Genomic DNA, 22,727 nt, shown 5'->3' on the forward strand with positions numbered 1-22,727 from the left:
CGAATGCACCGAATCCGATGATCAGACTGACAGATGTCTATTGGACGACGCGTAGAACGGACGTCGCAATCTGGTGTTTAAGCAGGTGTGTGATGTTTGCCAGGATGCTCCCCCAGGTGGCAGAACCAAGAAAAATACCGATTAGAAACAAAACGGCATCCTGTCCGCTCGTCATCGGATTCAAGAACGTCAGAAGTAAAACGGACAGGTAGGCACTTAACCGTGACGAGGCTGTATCATAACTAACCTTTTTTTCAATTGATTTGTTATGTATTTTATTTCGAAAACAAAAAGAAGGTCAGTGTGTTTTCAAAACAAGTTCATAGCACACTGAAATCTTTACACATATACGGAAGTATCTTAAGTTTAAGATGTCACCACGACGGAAATATTCTGAAGTGTAAGAACATTGGTTTGAGAGCGATGTACATTTGACAATCAGAAAGGTGGAAAAAAGATGAAGAAACTCTTATCGTTTGTGACTGCTACGTTACTGTTTGCACTATTCGTGCTTCCGGTAGGCGCAGCAGATGACGCAATGGTTCGTGTCATTCATGCTTCACCAGATGCTCCGGCAGTCGATATCGCGGTCGATGGCAAAAAAGCCGTATCAGGAGCAAAATTCAAAGATGTCACAGATTACCTCACACTACCAGCTGGCGAACATAAAGTAGAAGTATTCGCTGCAGGAACAACAAAAGATCCTGTGCTCTCTCAAACACTCAATGTGGAAGCTGGTAAATTCTATTCTGTCGCAGCAATCGGTAAACTTGCTGATATTAAACTTGCTGTCATGGAAGACAACGGCAAAGGCGAAGACGGCAAATCAATGGTCCGTGTCGCACACTTTGCACCAGATGCACCTGCTGTTGATGTCGCACCAAAAGGTGGAGACCCACTCTTTAGCAACCTTGAATTCTCAAAAGTCTCTGACTACGGTACACTCGATGCAGGTACGTATGACCTTGAAGTCCGCCCTGCAGGCGCAACGGATGTCGTCAAAGCACTTGATGGCGTCAAACTCGACAGTGGCAAAAACTATACAGCTCTCGCAATCGGTTTACTAGAAGGCGAGCCAGCGTTTGATGTTCTCTTAATTCCAGATGGCGGTGAAATGGCATCAATGCCAGATACAGGACTTGGTGGTTCTGCTGATACGACTTCTGCTACACCATGGGCAGTCGCAGCAGCAGCTGCCTTGTTAGTAGGAACAGCGTATGTCGTCCGTCGTAAACAAAACGCTTAAGAGTAGTCTGCTTCTCTTACTCGTATTAGCCGGATGCCAATCGGGATCACCTCCAGGTACTACAAAGCCGGAAAAACCAAAACAAACTGAAACGACGTCTTCTTCGTCCACTTCATCCGAAATGGTGGACGAAGAAGCATTCATTCCAACGCGTATTATGATTCCGACGCTCGATGTGAAAGCAAACATCGAAGTCGTCGGGAAGGATAAGCAAGGACGGATGGATGTGCCAAAAAAAACGGATCAAGTCGCGTGGTATAAATACGGTGCGAAAGCCGGTCAAACCGGAAATGTCGTATTAGCAGGACATCTAGACGATGAAAAGGGACCTGCTGTCTTTTATGATTTAGCCAAGATGAAAAAAGGGCAACGGATTGAAGTGACAGGGAAAACAGGACAACAGGTGTCATACGTGGTGACGAACGTCATGTCCTATCCTGTCGATGAAGCACCAGTCGGATCAATCTTTGGTGCGACCGTCATGAACAAACTGACGCTCATTTCATGCATTGGTACGTTTACAAACTCAAAAGGGTACGATCAACGTCTTGTCGTCACGGCAGAACAAGACAATTAAAAATGAAACAGGTCTCTCACTTCGGCTATGACCGAAAAAGAGAGACCTGTTTTTTAGTGTGTTTCTGAAGCTGCGACAAGATCCGTCGTCAGTGTCGTCAAGCCTTGCGTCGTTTTACTGAGACCTTGGATCGTCTCGACGATTTGTCCAAGGTTTTCTTTATTACGACCAAACAACGTCAGTGAGTTTTCCATTTCACTCTTAACGGTTTGGATTCCTTGTTTGACTTGTTGTAATTCTTGCTGAGATGCAGTGTTGGCGCGTGTGATGTCTTCCATCTGAGAAACCAGTTGTGTAATGTTGCCATTGTTCTTTTGAATCAGACCATTGATGCTGCTACTTAATGACTTGGCATTTTCAGCAAGGTTCCGGACTTCCGTCGCTACGACAGCGAATCCTTTACCGTGTTCACCGGCGCGGGCTGCTTCAATCGAAGCATTTAACGCGAGTAAGTTCGTTTGATTGGCGATCGCTTCGATGCTTTGTGTCATCTGGACGATCTCATCCGACGTCGTTTTCAATTCGTGGATGCTTTCAAGCGAAGTACCAACTTGTTGTGTTGATTGAGCGAATTGTTGCTCCATCTGTTGCATCTGTCGTTCGTTAGCAATCGTCATTTGGACGAGTTGCTGGCTCGTCTGCTCCGTCTGATCTGTTTCTGCCAACACTTGTGAAGCACGTCGGCTCGTTTCGATGATGGCATGATCCGTATGTTCGACGGAGCTTGCGACTTCTTGACTGACACGAACGACGTCTGTCAGCAGTTGACGGCGCGACTCGTTCGCTGCCGTTACTTCATGAAGACGAGAATCGACGTACTGACTCGTTACGATTTGAGCATCTAAGTTCATCGCGTGAGTCAATGCAAGCACGGCTGTCGTCAGTTGCGCTGGGTCATGCTGATAATGTTCGACGATTTTAGGAATCAACAACGTCTGAAACGCAGCATATGAAGCGATGAACCAAGTGACGGGAACGAAGTTGTGTTTATGCGTCTGTCCCATCCGTGTCCGCATCGCAAGGAAGGATTCATCCATGTTTCCTGTCAGAAGACTCGTGAAGTAGTCCGCAAAGACTTTTTTCAATCGTTCGCGTGTCGATGATTGTTTCGCGATCGTTGCCATCTCTGGATTCAATAATAGATGGTCAAGCACTTGCTCGAGGACCTCATCTAAGATGCCTTGAACGACAGGTGCCATCGATTTAAGTGTCTGTAGCTGTTCTTCTGTATACCCCATGTATACGAGACGAGATGTAAGATCAGGATCTGCCGTCTTCGTGATGAGATGAGAATCAGGAAAGCCGATTGTAGCTTGATAAACCGAAGTAGTCTTACTTTTAAAAGGATTGCGCACGTAGTTGCCTCCAATACTCAAGATGTGAATAAAATGATGTCTGTTTCTTATCGGTTCATCTTGACGAAGCGATACTGGTTTTCGAAAAAAAGACGAGAATATTGAAAAACATTGACCGGAAACAAAAAAACTCATGGCAAGTGCCATGAGGAGAATGAAAAAAGACAGGATTAGACCGGTTGATCTTCCTGGAATGCTTTTTTGGCGTCCACGATCGAGCGCATTCGTTGAACGCAGGTCTGAACGAATTGAATATCGATGGAGGTGAAACGGGTGACAGGTCCACGAGCTGACTCGGCACTGAATGTGAAGGTTCCGAGATTCCAAAGTTCGATTTTGAATCGTTTTCCTTTGTTGTCGTCGAAGTGTTCTACGAATTCGATTTGCGGTACCATACGAACCCCTCCTTACTCCGTATATTCCCGCTTTTCAAAAAATAAAAAAGCCAAACTGCGTGTTAGAAGCAGTTTGGCATGGATGTTTAAGCAGTCGGCACATCATAGCCGATCTCTTCGATTGCATCGACGAGGCGCTCACGAGGAACGTCTTCATGCTGTACCGTCACTTGGTTTTGTTCCAGTGAGACAGTAGCATGTTGTACACCTTCGACTTCAGATAAAGCTGATTCGACACTCGCTTTACAGTGATTGCATGTCATACCGATAACAGATAACGTTGTTTCTTTCATGATGAAGTTCCTCCTTCAGATAGTGGGGTACGTTTTAATCGTAACGCATTCGTCACGACAGAGACAGAACTGAATGCCATGGCGGCGCCCGCAAGCCATGGAGCAAGCAGACCAAGAAAAGCAACAGGGATGCCGATCGTATTGTAGCCGAGTGCGAAAACGAGATTTTGACGAATGTTTTTCATTGTCTGCTCACTTAGTTCGATCGCAAGTAAAACTTGTTTTAAATCGTGTCCAAGCAACGTCACGTCGGCTGCTTCGAGGGCGACATCCGTGCCGCTGCCGAGCGCGATGCCGACGTCCGCCGTTACAAGAGCGGGAGCATCATTGATACCGTCTCCGACCATCGCGACACGTTTCGTTTGTTGAAGTGACTGAATGACATCTGCCTTTTCAACAGGTAAGACGTCAGCAAAGACGAACGCTCGATCGAGTCCGAGTTCTTCCGCTAGATGATCAGCAACTTCACGACGATCACCGGTCAAGAGATACACGTCCTTAGTCTCTCGCAACCGCTGGATTGTTTCTTTCGCTGAATCTTTTAACGCGTCACGGATGGCATATCCGGCAGCGACTTCTCCATCGACGGCGACATACACGAGTGTCGCTCCGAGTGACGTCCAGTCAGGAAGGGCGATGTTTCGTTCCTGGATCATTCGCGCTGAACCAACGATCAAATCATGTCCCATGATTTGTCCCGTGATCCCACGTCCTGATTCGACATGGAACTGTTCGATATCAAACACGACATCCCGCTCTGCTGTGATGGCACGGGCAAGAGGATGTTCGGATTGACGTTCGAGCGCGGCAGCGAAATCGAGAGCTGTCTCCGTGCCAAACGTCTCGACGACGACAGGGCGACCGACTGTCAATGTTCCAGTCTTATCAAAGACGACAGCATCGACATGTTGGAGGTTCTCCAGTTGAGCACCGCCTTTAAAGAGAATCCCTCGTTCCGCGCCTTTTCCGGTTCCGACCATGATTGAAGTTGGTGTCGCAAGCCCGAGTGCACACGGACAGGCGATAACGAGAACCGCGATGGCAGGACGAATCGCTTCTGCAAAGGAACCGGTGAACATCCACCAAGCGGCTAACGTCAGAAGCGCAATGGCAACGACGATCGGTACGAACACACCAGAAATCCGATCGGCTTGGCGCTGAATCGGCGCTTTTTCGGTCTGCGCTTGCTCGACGACGCGAATGATTTGTGCGAGAACCGTTGCTTGCCCGATCTTTGTCGCCTCGATTTGTAAGGAACCGTTCGTATTCAGAGTACCACCAATGACGGATGCGCCAACAGTCTTATGAACAGGAACGGATTCACCGGTCAACATCGACTCATCGAGATACGCATCACCTGCGCGAACAATACCGTCTGTCGGAATTTTATTTCCGGGTTTTACGAGCAACACCATCCCGGCTTGGATCGCCTCAATTGAAACGATCCGTTCCTGCCCATCTTCCAAAACGATGGCTTCTTTCGCTTGTAAGGAAAGCAGACTTTTAATCGCTCCTGTCGTCTGTTGTTTCGCACGGTCTTCGAGAACCTTCCCAAGCAAGACGAGTGTAATCAGAATCGCACTTGTCTCAAAGTAGAGGTGTGGCATATCAGAGACGAACAGCATTTCAGCAACGGAATAGAAGTAGGCTGCCGATGTCCCGAGCGCGACAAGGACATCCATGTTAGCACTCCCGCTCCGTAAGCTTTTATAAGCCCCGATATAAAAGGGCGCACCGATGATGAATTGAACCGGTGTCGCTAAAGCAAATTGTAGCCACGGGTTCATCAAAAATGGAAGATGGAATGGACTATTCGGAATATGTGTCAGCATGCTCGCGAGCAAAGGGAGCGAAAGAACGGCTGCGATGACGAAGCGATACAGCATCCGACGATTCGATTTTGTTGCTTGTGGTGCTTGTTTGACCGTGGCCTCGTAGCCGATTTTGCGAATTTTTTCGATAATCGCTTGATCATCATAGGCATCAGAAATCGAGACACGAGCCGTCTCGAGTGGTAAGTTGACCGTTGCTTCGACGCCGTCCATCCGGTTCAGGACTTTTTCAATCCGAGCGGAACAGGCGGCACATGTCATCCCTTCAATATCAAACTCAATCGTTTTTGACATCAGAAAACCCTCCTTACTTTTTCAGACGGGCAATGACTGCCATCAACTCATCGACGTAAGCGTCCGTACTGTCTTGACGAGTCGCGACCTCATGCATGCACATTTTGACGTGGCGTTCGATGATTTGTAGTTCGACCTGTCGAAGTGCTGCTTGAATCGATGCGGTTTGCGTCAAAATGTCGATACAATACCGGTCTTCAGAAACCATGTTGGCAATCCCGCGGACTTGTCCTTCGATACGCTTTAATCGTTTCATTAAAGCGTCTTGTTCTTCATGTGTTCGTGGGACGACAGGGTGATCGTGTGCCATAGTCGTGCCTCCTTTAGTAATCTTGTTGTTATCTTTACTCTAACATATAGGTATGGGGGGTACCAGTATATAGCTCAAACAATAAAAAAAGCAGTCGCGAGAGGCGACTGCTTTTGCACTTATTGATTGGAGACTTGCGGTTTGACGATCGTTTCGTTCAATGAGCGTTGATCGCTAATGATGTCTTCAGCTTGTGTCGCCCGTTTAATGAAGAAGGCGAGGACGAATGCTAGACCAGCAATGAACGTCGAGATGAAGAACGCATAGTTGATTCCGTCAAGCGTCGCTTGCATCGTAATCTGCTGTTTTAAAGCAGAAGCTGCTTCAGCTGTCGGTTGACTTGTCATGTTCTTCGCCGCTTCGGCCGCGAGCTCTGTGCCACGAGTCTTAGCATGCGTTGACATGATCGTAACAAGCAACGCCGTTCCGATTGCACCAGATACTTGTTGCAACGTATTGTTCATCGCTGTGCCGTGTGGATAATAGCGTGTTGGTAACTGATTCAAACCGTTCGTTGAGACCGGCATCATGACCATTGACATCCCGAACATCCGTAACGAATACAGGATGATCAGATGGGTATACGTCGTATCCATCTCAAGTTGACTGAAGTAATAACTCGTGACGACTGTGATGAACAAACCAGTCAATGCAAGAGGACGACCACCAATCTTATCAAACAGCTTCCCGTTGATCGGTGACATGACGGCCATCAAGATGGCACCCGGTAACAGCATGAGACCCGCATCAAGTGGTGAAATACCGCGAATCGTCTGGACATAGATCGGAAGCAATAACATGCCCGAGAACATCGCCATCGTGACGACCATCGAGATCGCAGAAGACAAGGCGAACATCGGGTAACGATAAATCTTGAAGTTGAGCATCGGACGTTCCATATGCAGCTGACGATAAATGAATGTCACGAGTGCAATGACCCCGACAATCAAAGCTCCATAGACGTGGAAACTATCCCAACCTTTAGAGCCGGCAGAACTGAATCCGTACAATAAGCCACCGAAACCAAGTGACGAAAGTGCAACGGAAGCCAGATCGATCCGAGCGGCAGACCGTTCCTTGACGTCACGAAGTAAGAAGAAACCAGCGACGAGAACGATTAAGGCGATTGGTGTGATGAAGTGGAACAGCATCCGCCAATCATAGTGCTCGATGATCCAACCGGATAACGTTGGTCCGATCGCTGGAGCCCCCATCATAATCAATCCGAAGAAGCCCATCGCAGTCCCGCGTTTTTCAATCGGGAAACTGACGAGCATGACGTTCATCAGTAGCGGCATCATGATGGCAGAACCCGACGCTTGAATCATCCGTCCTGCGAGCAACACAGGGAAGACGTCTGCGAATCCGGCAAGAATCGTTCCGGTCGAGAAGAGGGTCATCGCGAGTAAGAACAAGCGACGAACCGAATACTTTTGAATCAAGAAAGCAGATGTCGGAATCAAGACACCATTGACGAGCATGAAACCAGTCGACAGCCATTGAGCAGTAGCTGGTTCGATCGCTAGATCCTTCATGATTGAAGGAAGGGCGATGTTGAGCAAGGTATTATTTAAGAAAGCGATGAATGCCCCGATCATCAAAACGGCGAGGATGCCGTAAGGAGCGCGAGCTGTGTGAGTTGCACTTTGTTGCATGAATATCCTCCTAACTAAACTAACGGTACAGATTTATATACGGTCGTTCTATCTGTAGTTTATCTTAATCCGATTTAGTTCGAATTACAAATAATAATAGCTAAGAAAGATAATTTTATTTTTTATGTAGTTTTGAAAGCGTTTTTCTAAATGAGGAAAATGATTCGTAAGAAATAAAAAAGCGCAATCCTTCTTTTTAGAGGAAAATTGCGCTTTGTCTTCAGTTTGAAACAGCCAGAAGCTTGTTTCATAGTTAGCGTTACTGAACGTTCGTTTCGAGTGCATCCTTTGTAATGTCGTAGTGAGATGCTGTCCAGACAGATTTGCCGTCCTGAATGAAAAGAACTTGTGGCGACTCATGTCGGACATTATAGTGTTCAGCGATGTGATTCGATAAGGTCCGAGCTTCTTGAACGAAGAGATATGCTGTCGGAACAGATGTTTCATCCGCGAACTTCGTATACTCTGAGAATCCTGCGGCACTGATCGGACATGTCGTACTGTGTTTGCAAATCACGAACGCGCTATGTTCGGACGCAAATTGATCAAAATCAGAAATAGACTGCAGTTTACGTGGTTGTGTCATAATATATCACCCTCCATACGTCCGGAGACGTTCACTTAACTTTAGATTTTCCCGGTAATCGACCGGACAGTCAATCAATACGGGTCCATCGCTCGCGAAAGCTTGATCAAGACAATGGGCAAGCGAACCGTGTTCACCGACGCGAAGTCCAAGCGCACCGAAAGCATGAGCCAGTTGAACGAGATCCGGATTATCAAAGGTGATGTACGATGATTTTCCATATGCTTGTTGTTGTTTCCATTCGATGAGACCATATGTCCCGTCTCGCCAAATTAATACGACGAGTGGCAGCTTCAAACGAACGGCGGTCTCGAGGTCCTGACCGTTCATAAGAAAAGCTCCGTCTCCAGCGGCGCAGACGATACGTCGGTCGGGGTAGAGAAGTTTGGCTGCGAGTGCACTCGATAAACCATAGCCCATTGAAGCAAACCCATTCGAAATGAACAATTGATCTGGATGTGTCGTTTGATAATGGCGAGCGAGCCAGACTTTATGTGCTCCGACATCCGAGAAAACCATTCCGACTTCACCAACCGTCCGTTCGAGCTCACGAACGATGCTTTGAGGATGTAAAGGGAGCGCGAGGGAATATGTTTCTTGAATCTCTTGGCGCAACTTATCGCGATTCCGTTGCCAACCGTTCCAGGAACGCTTTGGAAGCAGTGGTGTCAAAACGGTCAATACATCTGAAAGATTGCCGACTAGATTTGCAACGACTGGATAGTAGGCATCGATTTCGTGAGGGTTCGTATCCAGATGAACGACCGGCGTCTTTTTCGGATTCCATTTTTCCGGGGGCAGTTCCGTGATGTCATAACCAATCGTAATGATTAAATCACTCGCATCAAGAATTCGTTGGTTGTAATCAACATCCGGCAAACCGATCGTATGCGCGGCAAGCGGATGTTGTGAGGAGATGGAGCCTTTTCCCATCATTGTCTCGACGACCGGAGCATCCAGCTGTTCGACGAATGCCCGAAACGCCTCAAGTGCGTGTTGACGGTGAATCCCGAAACCGACAATGATGACAGGACGTTGCGATCGCTCGATCAATCGTAAAACGTCCGGATCATCAATCGTCAACGGATGAAGATATGTCGGAGCACTGTCGTTTTTGACAGGAGTCACAGGTTGATCTCGTTCTTGTTTTGCAACGTCTTCTGGGAAAGAGATATGCGTCGCTCCCGGCTTTTCGCTCTGTGCCGTCGCAAAGGCACGACGGACGATTTCCGGAATCACTTCTGGTGTCAGAACGGACGTACTTGACTTCGTGACCGGACGATATAGATCAACGAGATCAAACATTTGATGCGACGCTTTATGTTGCCGTGATAGTGCTCCTTGTCCTGTGATGGCAACGACAGGAGAATGGTCCATCGTTGCACTCGCAATTCCCGTCATCATGTTAGTCGCACCAGGACCAAGCGTCGATAAGCAGACACCCGGTCGTCCACTCAGGCGACCGAACATCGCTGCCATGAACGCAGCGTTCGTTTCGTGACGCGTCGTGATGAACGTGATCGACGAACGACTAAGTGATTCGAGCAATGTGATGTTCTCTTCACCGGGAACACCGAAGATATGCGTGACTCCCTCTGCCTCTAAACATTGGACGAACCAATCCGCCGCGTTCATGCTAGTCCACCGATTGAGATGTATTTTGTCTCGAGATACGCTTCGAGTCCTTCACTACCGCCTTCGCGTCCAAGACCGGATTGTTTCATTCCACCAAATGGTGCTTGTGCAGCAGAAGGAACCCCATCATTCCAGCCGACGATTCCATAATCAAGCCCTTCGATTGCACGAATGGCACGCGCGTAATCCTTCGTAAAGACGTATGAAGCGAGACCGAATGGTGTCTGGTTAGCGTAACGAACCGCTTCTTCATCAGAACTGACACGCTGGACGGGAGCGACAGGTCCGAACGTCTCCTCGTTCATGATCAACATGCCGGGTTTTACGTCAGCGAGCACGGTTGCTTCATAATAATAGACATCGTTCTCCTCGTCCGTTGTTCCTGTTCCACCCGTGACGACACGAGCACCGGCTGAAGTAGCGTCATCGACATGTTTTTTAACTTTATCGTAACCCGCTTTATTAATCATTGGACCGATCTTGGTTTCGGCATCCAGACCGTTCCCGGTTTTCAATTTTGCCGTCTCCTGACCGAGTTTTTCAACGAACGCGTCATAAATCGAATCAGATACATAGATCCGGTTTCCGCAGACACACGTCTGTCCGCCGTTTCGGAATTTCGACTTGATCGTCTCCGCAACAGCTAAATCGAGATCGCAATCATCAAAGACGAGAATCGGTGCATGTCCGCCGAGTTCAAGCGACATCGCTTTGATCGTCTCTGCTCCTTGAGCCATCAATGTCCGTCCGACTTCGGTCGAACCAGTGAAGGTGATCTTATCGACATGCGGATGTGTGGCGAGTGATTCACCGAGTGCTTTCCCGCTACCTGTAACGGCATTGACGACGCCTTCTGGAATCCCGACTTCCTGACAAAGTTCAAGTAAACGAAGTGCTGTTAATGGAGTCGCGGTGGGTGGTTTGATGACGAACGTACATCCGGCAACGAGAGCCGGAGCCAATTTTCGGGTAATCATGGCTGCTGGGAAATTCCATGGTGTGATCGCGGCGACGACACCAACCGGTTGTTTGATGACTTGAAGTCTTTTAGAAGCATCGTGTGTCGGTATGACACGTCCGTATGCCCGTTTTCCTTCCTCTGCGAACCATTTGACGAAGTTTGCCGCATACTGGACTTCACCTTCTGATTCAGCCAGCGGTTTCCCCATCTCAAGCGTCATTAACCGGGCGAGTTCATCTTTTTTCTCGATCATTTTGGCATAGAGTTTTTCCAAGAGTTCAGCGCGTTCATATACTGTCCGCTTCGACCATTCTGGAAAAGCCTTCCGTGCTGCTTCGACAGCATCATTGACGTCTGATTTTGTTCCGTTTGGTACGCTACCGACGACTTCTCCGGTTGCTGGATTCGTGACATCTGTCCGTTCTCGTCCGTGATCCAGCCATTGTCCACCAATAAAGAATTGTCCCTTCATCTTGAAAATCCCCCTTTTTTACGTGCATTGGTTAGGGTATACCCGAACGAATAAAAAAAGATTCATTTTGGAAAGGAAAGGTTATGCAAAAAGGTAGAAATTGACCGATAAACAGTGTAGGATGATTCAGTAAATGTAATGTAAATTCAACTGAAATATTCGATGTAAACGAAGAGTGATCCCCATTGATGTGAAATGGTGAAATCATCCTCGAGACATTGACTTTAAAAGTGGATTTGATAAGATAAAAGTAAAGGGTTTGCGCAATCGGTTGCGCAAAACAAAATGAAGGACGAACAAATATACCTAACTCCTACTAATGACTCACCTACGAGAGGATTTCTAACACATGACACAAATGATACCGCGCCCTGAGACGGCCCAACAAACAATTACACGAGCTTGGTGGAAAGAAGCAGTAGCATACCAAATCTATCCACGCAGCTTTTATGACGCAAATAACGATGGAATCGGCGATATTCCGGGTATCATCGCAAAACTGGATTACTTGAAGGATCTTGGCGTCGACGTTTTGTGGATTTGTCCGATGTTCAAGTCACCGAACGATGATAACGGATATGATATCAGTGACTATGAAGACATTATGGATGAGTTCGGAACAATGGCAGACTTCGATCTCTTAATGGAAGAAGCGCATAAACGAGACATCAAAGTGTTACTTGATCTCGTCGTCAACCACACATCTGATGAACATCCATGGTTCCTTGAATCGCGTTCGTCAAAAGACAACGAGAAACGCGATTGGTACATCTGGAAAGATGCGATCAATGGAGGAGAACCGAACAACTGGGAAAGTATCTTTGGTGGATCAGCATGGGAATATGATGAGAAGACTGAGCAATACTTCCTGCACGTCTTCTCCCGTCGTCAGCCAGACTTGAACTGGCAAAACCGCGATATGCGTCAAGCGGTCTATACAATGATCAACTGGTGGCTTGATAAAGGCATCGATGGTTTCCGAATCGATGCGATCAGTCACATCAACAAGGATCAGTCGTTCGGCGATCTCCCGAACCCACTTGGTATGCCGTATGTGCCGTCGTTTGACATGCATATGAACGTCGAAGGCATCCATGCGTATCTTGAAGAGCTAAAGGATGAGACATTCTCGAAATACGACATCATGACTGTTGGGGAAGCAAACGGCGTCTCGCCGGAAGAAGCAGACCTTTGGGTCGGAGAAGAGAACGGCAAGATGAACATGGTCTTCCAGTTCGAGCACATGGATCTCTGGCGCGCAGATGCGGAAAAAGGCGTCGACGTCGTCAAACTGAAACAAGTGCTGACGAAGTGGCAAAAAGGACTTGAAGCGACCGGTTGGAATGCGTTGTACCTCGAAAACCACGATAAGGTTCGTTCGGTCTCCCTTTGGGGTGACGAGGAACAGTACTGGAAAGAGAGCGCGAAGTCGCTTGCGATGATGTATTTCTTCATGCAAGGCACACCGTTCATCTATCAAGGTCAGGAAATCGGGATGACGAACGTTCAGTTCCCGGATATTTCGGATTATGATGACGTCGCGACGAAAAACATGTATGAGATGCAACTCGCTTCCGGGAAGACACATGAGGAAATCATGGAAGTCATCTGGAACTCGTCCCGCGATAACTCACGCACACCGATGCAATGGACGAACGAGCAAAATGGTGGCTTCTCGAATCAATCCCCATGGTTCGGTGTTAACCCGAACTACGCGGACATCAATGTCGCGTCACAAGAACAAGACGAAGACTCGATTTTGAACTTCTATAAACGAATGATTCAAATCCGTAAGATGGAAGAGACATTGATTTATGGTGCGTATGATCTCATCTTACCGGAAGATACGAAAGTCTATGCCTATACACGGACGCTTGGTGACGAACAGTTCTTGATTGTTACGAACTTAAAAGGCGAAACAGCAGAAATCGATACGGATATCATCTTGCATTCGGATAATATGTTGCTTGGCAACTATCCGACGATGCACCACGAAGGAACAGAACTGGAACTTCGTCCATTCGAAGCTCGTCTGTACCGTGTGCGCTAATATGTTTTGAACGGATTCGAAGTACATCGAATCCGTTTTTTTGTTGCGCGTAAGCAGAAGATGCATCAGACGAAAAAATCGTGTACGCTAAACGATGAGGTGATAGAAGTGAAACCAGTAAAGTACTCGGTGTCATTACGACAGGTGACGACGATTGAAGATGGTCCGATGCGTGAATCGGTCGAACTTGAGGCGGACGGCACGTTGTTCGAAACAAAGGATGGTTTTGCCGTGAAATTCGTTCAACCGGATGAACAACCGATTGATACGACGATCAAATGGTCAAAAGACCAGATCGCCCTGAATCGCAAAGGTCCTGTTGCGATGCATCATGTTTTCATTTTAAAAGAGACGACTAAAAGCCAGTATGGCAGTCAGTTCGGTCAAATGTTGATGGAGACAGACACGGAGACGATTGAGATGAAACCGCAGCAGATGAAGTTTCGCTATACATTAAAAATGAATGGACAAGCAGTCGGTACGTATACGATTGATTTAACTTGGAAACGGAGTGAGACGAATGGCATTTGAACAAACAGTACGTCAAATGGAACAGATGTTGGAAGAGGAATGGTTCGAGTGGCTCGAGAACGATGAGCCGCGCTACAACGAATGGCGTGATCAACTCGAAGGACTCGCAGAGCAGGTCATCACGGAATACAATCCGAAGGTCGATCCGGAGTCAATCGATACGCTACTTTTAATCAATGAAGAATTACCTGTCTTATACGGTGAAGATACCGTCATGCTGTATACAGCGCTTTTGAAAGCACGTCAGGAAGACGATCAAGTATATGAGCGTTACTTGACGATCCTGGGTGCGTTTGCGGACGAACAGCATCCAGCGATCCGTGAAGTCGAAAAGTTAGTCGCGAAAAAGGATTATAAAAATGCCTTCGCACGTGCAGTCCGTCTGCCACAGTCGCTCGGTCTAGAATAAACAATCAGTGGACCATCTTGTTTTAGACAAGGTGGTCTTTTTAGGAGGAAGCGTCATGTATCCACTCTATCGAATCATCGTCGCGATCATCCGGAAGGGCGATCAACTGCTCATTGTCAACAATCAATCGGGTCAGGACAATCGGTGGAGCTTACCCGGTGGACAGATTGAAGCTGGGGAGACACTCGAGCAAGCACTTCGTCGTGAGGTTGCTGAAGAGACTGGCTTGGCAGTCACATCATCGTCGTTTGCCTTCTTGACGGAGAACTTCATGCCAACTTATCAAGCGCACAGTCTCGTCACTTATTTTGATTGCGAGGTGAGCGGAGTACTCGATCCGAATGATCCTGATGAAGAAATTAGCGAGACGAAGTGGATCAATCAAAGAGAGCTAACGGAATACATCACAAGTGAGGATGTCCGTCTTCCGTTATATATATACTTAACAGAACAACACAAAGGTTATTATATGTTTGAAGAGATGAAGTGGTAAGCAAAAAGAACGGATCATCCTTATAAAGGAGTGTATCCGTTCTTTTGCTTAGAATGCTGCTTCTTGACGAGCAGATGTTTCAGATAATAGACGTGTATGGATTCCGCGTTGTTTCAAAGCTTGTTGGAAGGAGGTGTCGATTGGACGATATCCTTTTTCAATCAACTCGTTTATATAGATTTTATTATAGATGAACGAAAATACGAGACTGACGAGACCTGTTCCAAAGCCTACCGTAGCAGTACCGACGACAAGTGCAAGAACGAGTTGAATCAATCCCCATTTAAAATCGCCTCGGAAAAAAGCTGGGAAAAAGCCGAAAAAGAATGTTGTCCAAGAAAAGCCTACTTTGACTTCTTTGACGAGACCGCTTGGATGTTGAAGAATACCTTGCATAATGAAAACCTCCTGATATGTATATAAATAAAATGACCATATATACGATAACTTACTTTTTATGGATGTGTTTTATTTTTTTGACAGATTAAGTCAATGAATAAGTCAGAAATTTATTTGAAAATTTATGAATGAATAGTCATTCATTATATGCTATACTCATTTCAACACAACTGCTTTAGGGGGAAAGGGGTTTGTTCGAACATGAATACGTTTTTAATCATTAACTGGATTGCCTTCCTACTCGTCATCGGTTATGCAGGCTATCTGTTCACATCACTTGTCAAAAGTCGTTACGCCGCCATTAAACGGGGGAAAAAGGCGGAATGGACGCTGACGAATAAAGAACGACTAGACGCAGTTTTAGTTAACGTCTTTGGTCAAAAGAAACTATTAAAAGATAAGAAAAGTGGCGCCATCCACGTCATGATGTTCTATGGATTCTTACTCGTTCAATTCGGAGCGATTGATTTTATCTGGAAAGGACTTGCCGTCGGTCAGCGTTTTCCGCATGTCCCGCTCGGTCCACTTTATCCATTTTTTACATTCTTTCAAGAGATCGTCATGCTCGTCATCTTGATTGCCGTCGTCTGGGGTTTTTATCGCCGGTATGTCGAGAAGCTCGTCCGTCTGAAGCGAAATTTCTTAGCAGGTCTTGCCTTGATCTTCATCGGTGGCTTGATGGTTGCCGTCCTCTTCGGAAATGGATTCTTCCTTGTCTATGAGAACCACTCGACGCTCGGTGAACCCGTCGCTTCAAGCATTGCGTTCTTATTCGGCTGGGTACCGGAATCGGTCGCTTTCGGATTATTCGTCTTCTTCTGGTGGGCGCATCTTTTGTTCCTACTTAGCTTCATGGTCTACATCCCACAAGGTAAGCATGCGCACTTGATTGCCGGTACAGCAAACGTCTGGCTCGGTCGGACATCGAAGGTTGGTCGTTTGGCACCGATTGATCTATCCGTCATGGAAGAAGCAGAAGGCGACGAAGCGGAATTCAGCTTCGGGGTCAATCGGATTGAAGATTTCAATCAAAAGCAACTCGTTGATCTATATGCCTGCGTCGAGTGCGGTCGCTGTACGAACATGTGCCCAGCAAGCGGAACTGGGAAGATGTTGTCACCGATGGATTTGATCGTTAAATTACGGGACCATCTTAATATGAAAACGTCAGCCATCACACAACGTTCACCATGGGCACCTGCTTTTGCGTTCGAAGGATCGCAAGGAAATCAGATTGCCTCGCTCGCAGCAGCCGGACAGATGGATATCGTCCCGGATTCATTGATTGGGAACGTCATTACGGAAGAAGAAATTTGGGCGTGTACGACGTGCCGAAACTGTGAGGATCAGTGTCCGGTCATGAACGAACATGTTGATAAAATCATCGACCTCCGTCGCCATCTCGTCATGATGGAAGGCAAGATGGATCCGGAAATGCAGCGGACGATGGCAAACATCGAACGTCAAGGTAATCCATGGGGGATGAACCGGAAAGAGCGCGAAAACTGGCGGAAAAACCGTGATGAACTCGTCGTTCCGACAGCGAAAGAAAAGAAGAAAGCGGGCGAAGAGTTCGAGTACCTGTTCTGGGTCGGGGCGATGGGATCGTACGATAACCGGAGTCAAAAAATCGCGATGGCGTTTGCCCGTATTCTGAACGAGGCAAATATCTCGTTTGCGATTCTCGGTAATGACGAGAAGAACTCGGGCGATACACCACGTCGAATCGGTAACGAAGTCTTGTTCCAAGAACTCGCGGAAGCAAACATCAAATCATTTGAGAAGTATGGCGTCAAAAAGATCGTCACGATTGATCCGCATGCCTACAATACATTCAAAAATGAGTATCCAGACTTCGGACTTAGTCCGGATGTCGAAGTCTATCACCATACCGAATTGCTCGCTCGTCTGATTGATGAGAAACGCATCACACCGTTACATGAAGTCAAAGAGCGGGTCGTCTATCACGATTCGTGTTACCTCGGTCGATACAATGATATTTACGACGCACCGCGTTATATTCTCGAGAAGATTCCAGGCATCACACTCGTCGAGACAGAACGTAACCGTGAAAAAGGCATGTGTTGTGGTGCTGGTGGCGGCATGATGTGGCAAGAAGAAAAAGTTGGTGCACGTGTCAACGTCGCGCGGACGGAACAATTGTTGACCGTCCAACCATCCGTCATCGGGTCAGCATGTCCGTACTGTTTGACGATGCTTAGTGACGGTACGAAGGCGAAGGAAGTGGATGAAGCAGTCGCCACGTATGATGTCGTCGAATTATTAGAACGGTCGATCGTTGGTATAGCGGTCGAAGAGCCAATTGCCACAGTTTAAAATTAGAAGTGTATAAGCGATTATTCTCGTATCAACGGGAGTAATCGTTTTTTTATTAAAAGCATGACGTTTTACTGTATGGTTTTGACATGATAAAATAAAAGGACTAACTATGGCAAGGAGGTGAGAATCTTTTGGGAAGGCGTTACTTCGAATCGGTCAGGTCGCGGAGACCACCGGCTTATCAAAACGAACGATTGATTACTACACATCACTCGGTCTCTTAACATCAGAGCGTACTGCATCGGGCTACCGTTTGTATGACGAATCGGTCATTCATCAAATCGAAAAGATTGAATATTTGAAGTCTCAACGGCTTTCCCTGCAAGAGATTCTTGCTTCTTTTACGGAACGAGAACAAAAAACAGGAGAGACGATTTATCAGGAAGTACAACAATTACAGACGACGGTTGAAGGACTCGAGCAACGTTTGTTGCAGTCGACGGAAGTCGAAAAACAAGCGATTCGCTTAGAACTGTCCCGACGTCTGACATTGATTGCTTCTCTGATTGCACAGCTTTAATACAAAACAATGGAGGTGACCCCTGTTTAGGGGATTTTGGATACTATATTATTCATCAATTTATTTTTAGTGGTGTTGTTGATCGTGTTGACGGCGTTCTTCGTCGGATCGGAATTCGCTGTCGTCAAAGTGCGGATGTCGCGTTTGGATCAGATGATCCAGGAAGGCAATAAAAGTGCGGTCCTTGCGAAAAAAATCGCCGGTGATCTTGATTATTACTTGTCTGCCTGTCAGCTCGGTATTACCGTCACGGCACTCGGTCTTGGGGCACTTGGAGAACCGACAGTCGAAAAGATCTTGCATCCGGTCTTCGATGACTTCGGGATCTCTGCTGCTGTTTCAACACTCTTGTCGTTTGGTATCGCATTTGTATCCGTAACGTTCTTACACGTCGTCATCGGCGAACTTGCTCCGAAGACACTCGCGATTCAGTATGCAGAACGCATGACATTGTTATTTGCTCGTCCGCTGTATGTGTTCGGGAAGATCATGTATCCGTTCATCTGGTTACTCAACGGTTCAGCACGCCTGTTCCTTGGTCTGTTCGGTGTCAAACCAGCAGGACATGAACAAGCCCACTCAGAAGATGAATTGAAAATCATCATGGCGCAAAGTTTTCAAAGTGGTGAAATCAATCAGACAGAACTTGCTCTCATGCAGAACGTCTTCGCCTTTGACGAGCATATTGTCAAAGACTTAATGGTTCCACGAATGCGGATGGAGACGATCTCGGAACGTTTGACGAAGAATGAACTGATGGAAATCTTCATGGACAATCCGTATACGCGTTATCCGGTCACAGAAGAGAACGATAAAGACCGGATTCTTGGATACGTCAACGTCAAGGAAGTCTTGACGGATTTTGCGAACGGGAACGAACATCCGGTGACACATTACATCAAGGAACTACCGGTCGTTTCTGAAGTAACATCACTTCAGGACACATTGCGGAAGATGAAACGGACCCGGACACACCTCGTACTCGTCGTCGATGAATATGGTGGAACAGCAGGACTCGTCTCGATGGAAGACTTACTCGAAGAAATCGTCGGCGAAATCCGTGATGAATTCGATGCAGATGAAGTCGAAGAAATCGAACAAATCAAATCTGACGAATTTTTACTGGACGGTACTGTATTACTCGTGGATTTAGAAGAACGTTTCAACATTCGATTTACGAACGTCGAGGACGTGGATACGATCGGCGGCTGGATTCAGATGCACAATATTGATCTTCAACCCGGTGAGCACATCGATACACCAGATTTTTCGGTTGAAGTAATGGAGATGGAGAACTATCAAATCAATCGCGTCAAGATTTGGTTGCATCCAGCTGAACAAGTAGAAGCAGAAGGATAAGATGGTCGGTTCCTCATCGAGGAGCCGATTTTTTTATATCACATCAGTCAAAAAATTAAGAACTTGCGGATTGTGTGAACTTTCAACGGTCATGATAGGAGAATGGTGGAGTGAGCGGGAATGTAATCTACAACTACCGTATTGTCGATTCGCGTCCTATGAAACGAGGAGGTATTCCGTGCTTGATCAGATTCCATTCTTACTGAGTCGTTTAGGTATGTTAGCACTGTTAGCCTTTTTATTGTCCCAGTGGCGCATTTCTCGATACATATTCAAGATGGACCGCGGGATGAATGTACCACTTCTTTTAGCATTCGTATCATCTGGTATTTTAATGAACTATGCGGGAATCGTGCTTTCGAATGATACAACGATCGATCCGTTACTCGGGTTATCCGTCAAAAAGGATGCTTTATTACTTGATACACGTTTAGCAGTCATCGTGACGAGCGGTCTGATCGGTGGACCAATCGTCGGTGGGATCACAGGATGTCTAGTCGGGTTGCACCGCTATTTACTCGGTTCTCTAGGGGCAGAAGCAGGTTGGATCATTGCGATGGTAGCTGGGCTCGTGAGTGGATGGTACCGGAAACGTTGGCGCTTACGGGATGACTATGCCTTGATTCCACCAGTCGGCATCGTCTTAGTCGCATTGTTCTTTGAAAGTGGAATCACGTTGTTGCTGGCTCCAGACACGACGCAGGCGCTTGATTTAATCAGTCATGCGGTGTTTCCGCTATTATTCGCGAACACATGTGGTGTCATACTGTTTATCATGATTTTACGAACGCAACTTCGACTCGAAGGTGATCTCTTCGTCCGACAAACGGAGCGTTCTGATCGGTTATTACAAGCGTTGCAACCCTTACGAAAGCAGGGATTGACGTCAGAAGTCGCCCGACAAATCGGAGCGACATTATTAAAGGAGACGAAAATGCAACGTGTCGTCTTGCTCGGAGCGACGGAAGTCGTCATTGATATGACGGAACAGCAACCTGCTGTCTGTGGCGAACAACCGAGACGTGAGGAACAACAATGGATTGAGGCAGAAGAACCCGTCCGACAGGAAGATGAACTGACGGGACAGATTCTAAGCTTTCATCCAATACGCATCAACGGTCAAAAGGCGGGTGTCATCTGTTATTTCTCGAAAGATCTATTTGACGATACGGTCGAGCGAATGACGGAACAACTTGTCCGTTTATTAGCACGAGAGTTATACATGCACCGAGAAGAGCAGTTGCTCCGATTAAGCGGTAGAAAGATGAAACCTATGTTACACGTCAGTTATCTCAAAGGCATCATCGAAGAAATTCAGCGGACAGCCGATCCCGGAACTCCTGTAAAACATCAATTGAATGCGTTGCTTCAACTTTTGACGACAGCGACGCGGCACGATGAACATCCACTGCGTGAGGAACTAGCGACGCTAAAAGCTTATCTATCGCTCGAAGGTACACGCCGCCGTCCGAATCAATTGACATCCGCTGATATCACGGTCGATCTCGACATCGAGACTTCCGTTGAGGAATACTTCGTTTTCCCGTTCCTCGTGACACAGCTTGTCGATAATGCACTACGTCACGCGTTCGTAAAGGCAGGACGGCATCACCGGATTGATGTCCGCGCCTTTAAGTCGACGACGGGTTGGGTCATCGAAGTCGCAGACAATGGGCAAGGAATGCCGTTTGCTGTGATGCAACAACTGGATCAAAAAGAATCAGGTGATTCGAATCTGTTCTTGATTCGACGCGCACTGGAGGTGACATATGGTCCGGTTGCGTCACTACGCGTCTATTCCATTATCCATCAAGGAACACGAATCGAAGTCCGGCTACCTTTTCCATCGCCTTGACGACAGTGGCACTTTGCTACTGTTGTTTTTTTGTGTTGCTTCAAGGGTAAATAGGAAAACAGCAAAACGTATTGTACAGGAGGAAGCAGATGATGATTACGACAGCAGAAGTGGGTCAACTAGGAGATCAGTACTTGTTACGGTTCACGTTAGAGAATGTTCATGGACATAGTGTCGATATCTTGAACCGAGGCGCAAAAATTCTTGCGATACGGGTTCCAGATCAGCAAGGGATGATTGAAAACGTCGTACTCGCATTTGATGACCTGTCAGAATACCAGGATGATCCACACCATTTAGGCGCAACGATCGGACGTGTCGGAGGACGAATCGCGAACGGAGCGTTCGCGCTCGAAGGAATGACGTATGTACTTGAACAAAATGAAGGCGAGCATCATCTTCACGGGGGAAGCGAGAATTGGGCGAACCGGATGTTCACGCACGAAATCAACGATGACCGACTCGTCCTACGATTAGATAGTCCGAATGGAGAGAACGGCTACCCAGGTCACTTATCGTTTGAGTTGACCTTCGAATGGACAGACGAGAACGTCCTGCATGTTCATTATGAAGCGGAGACGACGGCCTCGACACCGTTCAGTCCGACGAATCATACGTACTTCAATTTGACGGGTGAGGCGAAGACGACAATCGAACAGCACGTCCTGCGAATGGACGCCCCTTTTTATATTCCGTTGACGAAAGATGCCGTACCGACCGGTGACATACTCCCGGTAACAGACACCGTTTTTGATTTTCTCGATGCCCGTTTTCTACATGAAGTCACACACGCACCAGACGAACAACTTCGTCAAGCGGGTAGCGGGGTGGATCATCCCTTCCTGCTTAGAGAAGGTGGGGAAATCGTTCTTGACGAACCAATCAGCGGGCGGCGGTTACGGGTCGTAACCGACCAACCGGGGGTCGTCGTCTACACGGCCAATCACTTGTCAGGCGAGTTCACGATTTGTGGAAGACGGGCAACGCCGTACCTGGGCATCTGTTTTGAGACACAAGGGCTACCGGATGCGATCAATCAACCAGATTTCCCTTCCGTTGTCTTGCGTGCCGGTGAGCACTATCATAAGCGTACATCGTTTCATTTTCAGATGATGTCATGAGGTATCTTGCGATTTCCACTCCTGTATATGGTAGGATAG

At 47.1% G+C, this 22,727-nt stretch carries 21 protein-coding genes and 1 pseudogene; 12 read left to right on the plus strand and 10 right to left on the minus strand.

The genetic code is table 11. The annotated features are described in order from the left end of the window. The first annotated feature begins 457 nt into the window (after positions 1-457). Together ACY2IG_RS01735 and ACY2IG_RS01740 are read left to right on the plus strand one after the other, a co-directional pair. Positions 458-1,246: a DUF4397 domain-containing protein gene (locus ACY2IG_RS01735; protein WP_035411338.1), complete on the plus strand. Its 789-nt coding sequence runs from the start codon at positions 458-460 to the stop codon at positions 1,244-1,246. Continuing rightward, positions 1,218-1,823, plus strand: coding sequence for a class F sortase (locus tag ACY2IG_RS01740; RefSeq protein ID WP_056064053.1), 606 nt, complete (start codon positions 1,218-1,220; stop codon positions 1,821-1,823). The genes ACY2IG_RS01735 and ACY2IG_RS01740 overlap by 29 nt, the downstream gene beginning before the upstream one ends. A 53-nt stretch (positions 1,824-1,876) precedes the next feature. Here ACY2IG_RS01740 and ACY2IG_RS01745 read toward each other — a convergent pair whose 3' ends face one another. The 9 genes from ACY2IG_RS01745 to ACY2IG_RS01785 all read right to left on the minus strand — a co-directional run bounded on the left by ACY2IG_RS01745 (position 1,877) and on the right by ACY2IG_RS01785 (position 11,611). Further along, positions 1,877-3,178: a globin-coupled sensor protein gene (locus ACY2IG_RS01745; protein WP_056064050.1), complete on the minus strand. Its 1,302-nt coding sequence runs from the start codon at positions 3,176-3,178 to the stop codon at positions 1,877-1,879. A 170-nt stretch (positions 3,179-3,348) separates the two neighbouring features. Next, positions 3,349-3,573, minus strand: coding sequence for a hypothetical protein (locus ACY2IG_RS01750; protein WP_035411332.1), 225 nt, complete (start codon positions 3,571-3,573; stop codon positions 3,349-3,351). An 86-nt stretch (positions 3,574-3,659) separates the two neighbouring features. Continuing rightward, positions 3,660-3,866: a heavy-metal-associated domain-containing protein gene (locus ACY2IG_RS01755; RefSeq protein ID WP_023466808.1), complete on the minus strand. Its 207-nt coding sequence runs from the start codon at positions 3,864-3,866 to the stop codon at positions 3,660-3,662. Next, positions 3,863-5,992 (minus strand): heavy metal translocating P-type ATPase, encoded by a 2,130-nt coding sequence (locus ACY2IG_RS01760; protein WP_462618276.1) that lies wholly within the window; start codon positions 5,990-5,992, stop codon positions 3,863-3,865. Before ACY2IG_RS01760 ends, ACY2IG_RS01755 begins: the two co-directional genes overlap by 4 nt. A 13-nt stretch (positions 5,993-6,005) precedes the next feature. After that, positions 6,006-6,302, minus strand: a complete 297-nt coding sequence (locus ACY2IG_RS01765) for a metal-sensitive transcriptional regulator (protein ID WP_035411326.1) — start codon at positions 6,300-6,302, stop codon at positions 6,006-6,008. Between the two features lie 119 nt (positions 6,303-6,421). Further along, positions 6,422-7,957: a DHA2 family efflux MFS transporter permease subunit gene (locus ACY2IG_RS01770; protein WP_035411324.1), complete on the minus strand. Its 1,536-nt coding sequence runs from the start codon at positions 7,955-7,957 to the stop codon at positions 6,422-6,424. 259 nt (positions 7,958-8,216) lie between these two features. Next, positions 8,217-8,543 (minus strand): bacillithiol system redox-active protein YtxJ, encoded by a 327-nt coding sequence (gene ytxJ / locus ACY2IG_RS01775; RefSeq protein WP_035411320.1) that lies wholly within the window; start codon positions 8,541-8,543, stop codon positions 8,217-8,219. Positions 8,544-8,549: 6 nt separating this feature from the next. Further along, complete coding sequence (locus ACY2IG_RS01780; protein ID WP_462618277.1) at positions 8,550-10,178, minus strand: acetolactate synthase large subunit; 1,629 nt, start codon at positions 10,176-10,178, stop codon at positions 8,550-8,552. Beyond that, positions 10,175-11,611: an NAD-dependent succinate-semialdehyde dehydrogenase gene (locus ACY2IG_RS01785; protein ID WP_035411314.1), complete on the minus strand. Its 1,437-nt coding sequence runs from the start codon at positions 11,609-11,611 to the stop codon at positions 10,175-10,177. Before ACY2IG_RS01785 ends, ACY2IG_RS01780 begins: the two co-directional genes overlap by 4 nt. Before the next feature lie 349 nt (positions 11,612-11,960). Between ACY2IG_RS01785 and ACY2IG_RS01790 the strand changes: the two genes are divergently transcribed. The 4 genes from ACY2IG_RS01790 (at position 11,961) to ACY2IG_RS01805 (ending at position 15,094) form a co-directional block, all read left to right on the plus strand. Continuing rightward, entirely contained in the window at positions 11,961-13,661 is a 1,701-nt protein-coding gene (locus ACY2IG_RS01790; protein WP_056064035.1) for a glycoside hydrolase family 13 protein, read from the plus strand. Between the two features lie 108 nt (positions 13,662-13,769). Further along, entirely contained in the window at positions 13,770-14,192 is a 423-nt protein-coding gene (locus ACY2IG_RS01795) for a YwiB family protein (protein ID WP_231496909.1), read from the plus strand. Then, positions 14,182-14,601, plus strand: coding sequence for a hypothetical protein (locus ACY2IG_RS01800; RefSeq protein WP_050677289.1), 420 nt, complete (start codon positions 14,182-14,184; stop codon positions 14,599-14,601). Before ACY2IG_RS01795 ends, ACY2IG_RS01800 begins: the two co-directional genes overlap by 11 nt. Before the next feature lie 55 nt (positions 14,602-14,656). Beyond that, the gene (locus ACY2IG_RS01805) at positions 14,657-15,094 is read left to right on the plus strand and encodes an NUDIX hydrolase (RefSeq protein WP_462618278.1); all 438 of its coding nucleotides are present in this window, start codon (positions 14,657-14,659) and stop codon (positions 15,092-15,094) included. Between the two features lie 48 nt (positions 15,095-15,142). Here the strand turns inward: ACY2IG_RS01805 and ACY2IG_RS01810 are convergent, their stop codons facing one another. Continuing rightward, positions 15,143-15,490, minus strand: coding sequence for a hypothetical protein (locus tag ACY2IG_RS01810; RefSeq protein WP_035411302.1), 348 nt, complete (start codon positions 15,488-15,490; stop codon positions 15,143-15,145). Between the two features lie 204 nt (positions 15,491-15,694). On the opposite strand from ACY2IG_RS01810, the gene ACY2IG_RS01815 reads away from it, so the two are divergent. The 6 genes and pseudogenes from ACY2IG_RS01815 to ACY2IG_RS01840 all read left to right on the plus strand — a co-directional run bounded on the left by ACY2IG_RS01815 (position 15,695) and on the right by ACY2IG_RS01840 (position 22,688). Beyond that, entirely contained in the window at positions 15,695-17,830 is a 2,136-nt protein-coding gene (locus ACY2IG_RS01815) for a (Fe-S)-binding protein (RefSeq protein ID WP_462618279.1), read from the plus strand. A gap of 196 nt (positions 17,831-18,026) precedes the next feature. Next, positions 18,027-18,104 (plus strand): annotated as a pseudogene (locus ACY2IG_RS01820) (MerR family transcriptional regulator); the annotation flags it as partial. Positions 18,105-18,131: 27 nt separating this feature from the next. Next, entirely contained in the window at positions 18,132-18,353 is a 222-nt protein-coding gene (locus ACY2IG_RS01825) for a MerR family transcriptional regulator (protein WP_235514036.1), read from the plus strand. 36 nt (positions 18,354-18,389) lie between these two features. Then, entirely contained in the window at positions 18,390-19,712 is a 1,323-nt protein-coding gene (locus tag ACY2IG_RS01830) for a hemolysin family protein (protein WP_308102221.1), read from the plus strand. 178 nt (positions 19,713-19,890) lie between these two features. Then, positions 19,891-21,567, plus strand: coding sequence for a LytS/YhcK type 5TM receptor domain-containing protein (locus tag ACY2IG_RS01835; RefSeq protein ID WP_462618280.1), 1,677 nt, complete (start codon positions 19,891-19,893; stop codon positions 21,565-21,567). Positions 21,568-21,656: 89 nt separating this feature from the next. Next, positions 21,657-22,688 carry an aldose epimerase family protein gene (locus ACY2IG_RS01840; RefSeq protein ID WP_462618281.1) on the plus strand — a complete coding sequence of 344 codons (1,032 nt, stop codon included), beginning with the start codon at positions 21,657-21,659 and terminating at the stop codon, positions 22,686-22,688. Positions 22,689-22,727: the final 39 nt, after the last annotated feature.

This window comes from Exiguobacterium sp. EF_C8 (genome assembly GCF_054956715.1).

Bases quoted from the DNA above. Each gene is read 5' to 3' on its own strand.
- ACY2IG_RS01735 (WP_035411338.1), top strand. From the start codon at position 458: ATGAAGAAACTCTTATCGTTTGTGACTGCTACGTTACTGTTTGCACTA.
- ACY2IG_RS01740 (WP_056064053.1), top strand. From the start codon at position 1,218: ATGTCGTCCGTCGTAAACAAAACGCTTAAGAGTAGTCTGCTTCTCTTA.
- ACY2IG_RS01750 (WP_035411332.1), bottom strand. From the start codon at position 3,573: ATGGTACCGCAAATCGAATTCGTAGAACACTTCGACGACAACAAAGGA.
- ACY2IG_RS01755 (WP_023466808.1), bottom strand. From the start codon at position 3,866: ATGAAAGAAACAACGTTATCTGTTATCGGTATGACATGCAATCACTGT.
- ACY2IG_RS01760 (WP_462618276.1), bottom strand. From the start codon at position 5,992: ATGTCAAAAACGATTGAGTTTGATATTGAAGGGATGACATGTGCCGCC.
- ACY2IG_RS01765 (WP_035411326.1), bottom strand. From the start codon at position 6,302: ATGGCACACGATCACCCTGTCGTCCCACGAACACATGAAGAACAAGAC.
- ACY2IG_RS01770 (WP_035411324.1), bottom strand. From the start codon at position 7,957: ATGCAACAAAGTGCAACTCACACAGCTCGCGCTCCTTACGGCATCCTC.
- ytxJ (WP_035411320.1), bottom strand. From the start codon at position 8,543: ATGACACAACCACGTAAACTGCAGTCTATTTCTGATTTTGATCAATTT.
- ACY2IG_RS01780 (WP_462618277.1), bottom strand. From the start codon at position 10,178: ATGAACGCGGCGGATTGGTTCGTCCAATGTTTAGAGGCAGAGGGAGTC.
- ACY2IG_RS01785 (WP_035411314.1), bottom strand. From the start codon at position 11,611: ATGAAGGGACAATTCTTTATTGGTGGACAATGGCTGGATCACGGACGA.
- ACY2IG_RS01790 (WP_056064035.1), top strand. From the start codon at position 11,961: ATGACACAAATGATACCGCGCCCTGAGACGGCCCAACAAACAATTACA.
- ACY2IG_RS01800 (WP_050677289.1), top strand. From the start codon at position 14,182: ATGGCATTTGAACAAACAGTACGTCAAATGGAACAGATGTTGGAAGAG.
- ACY2IG_RS01805 (WP_462618278.1), top strand. From the start codon at position 14,657: ATGTATCCACTCTATCGAATCATCGTCGCGATCATCCGGAAGGGCGAT.
- ACY2IG_RS01810 (WP_035411302.1), bottom strand. From the start codon at position 15,490: ATGCAAGGTATTCTTCAACATCCAAGCGGTCTCGTCAAAGAAGTCAAA.
- ACY2IG_RS01815 (WP_462618279.1), top strand. From the start codon at position 15,695: ATGAATACGTTTTTAATCATTAACTGGATTGCCTTCCTACTCGTCATC.
- ACY2IG_RS01840 (WP_462618281.1), top strand. From the start codon at position 21,657: ATGATGATTACGACAGCAGAAGTGGGTCAACTAGGAGATCAGTACTTG.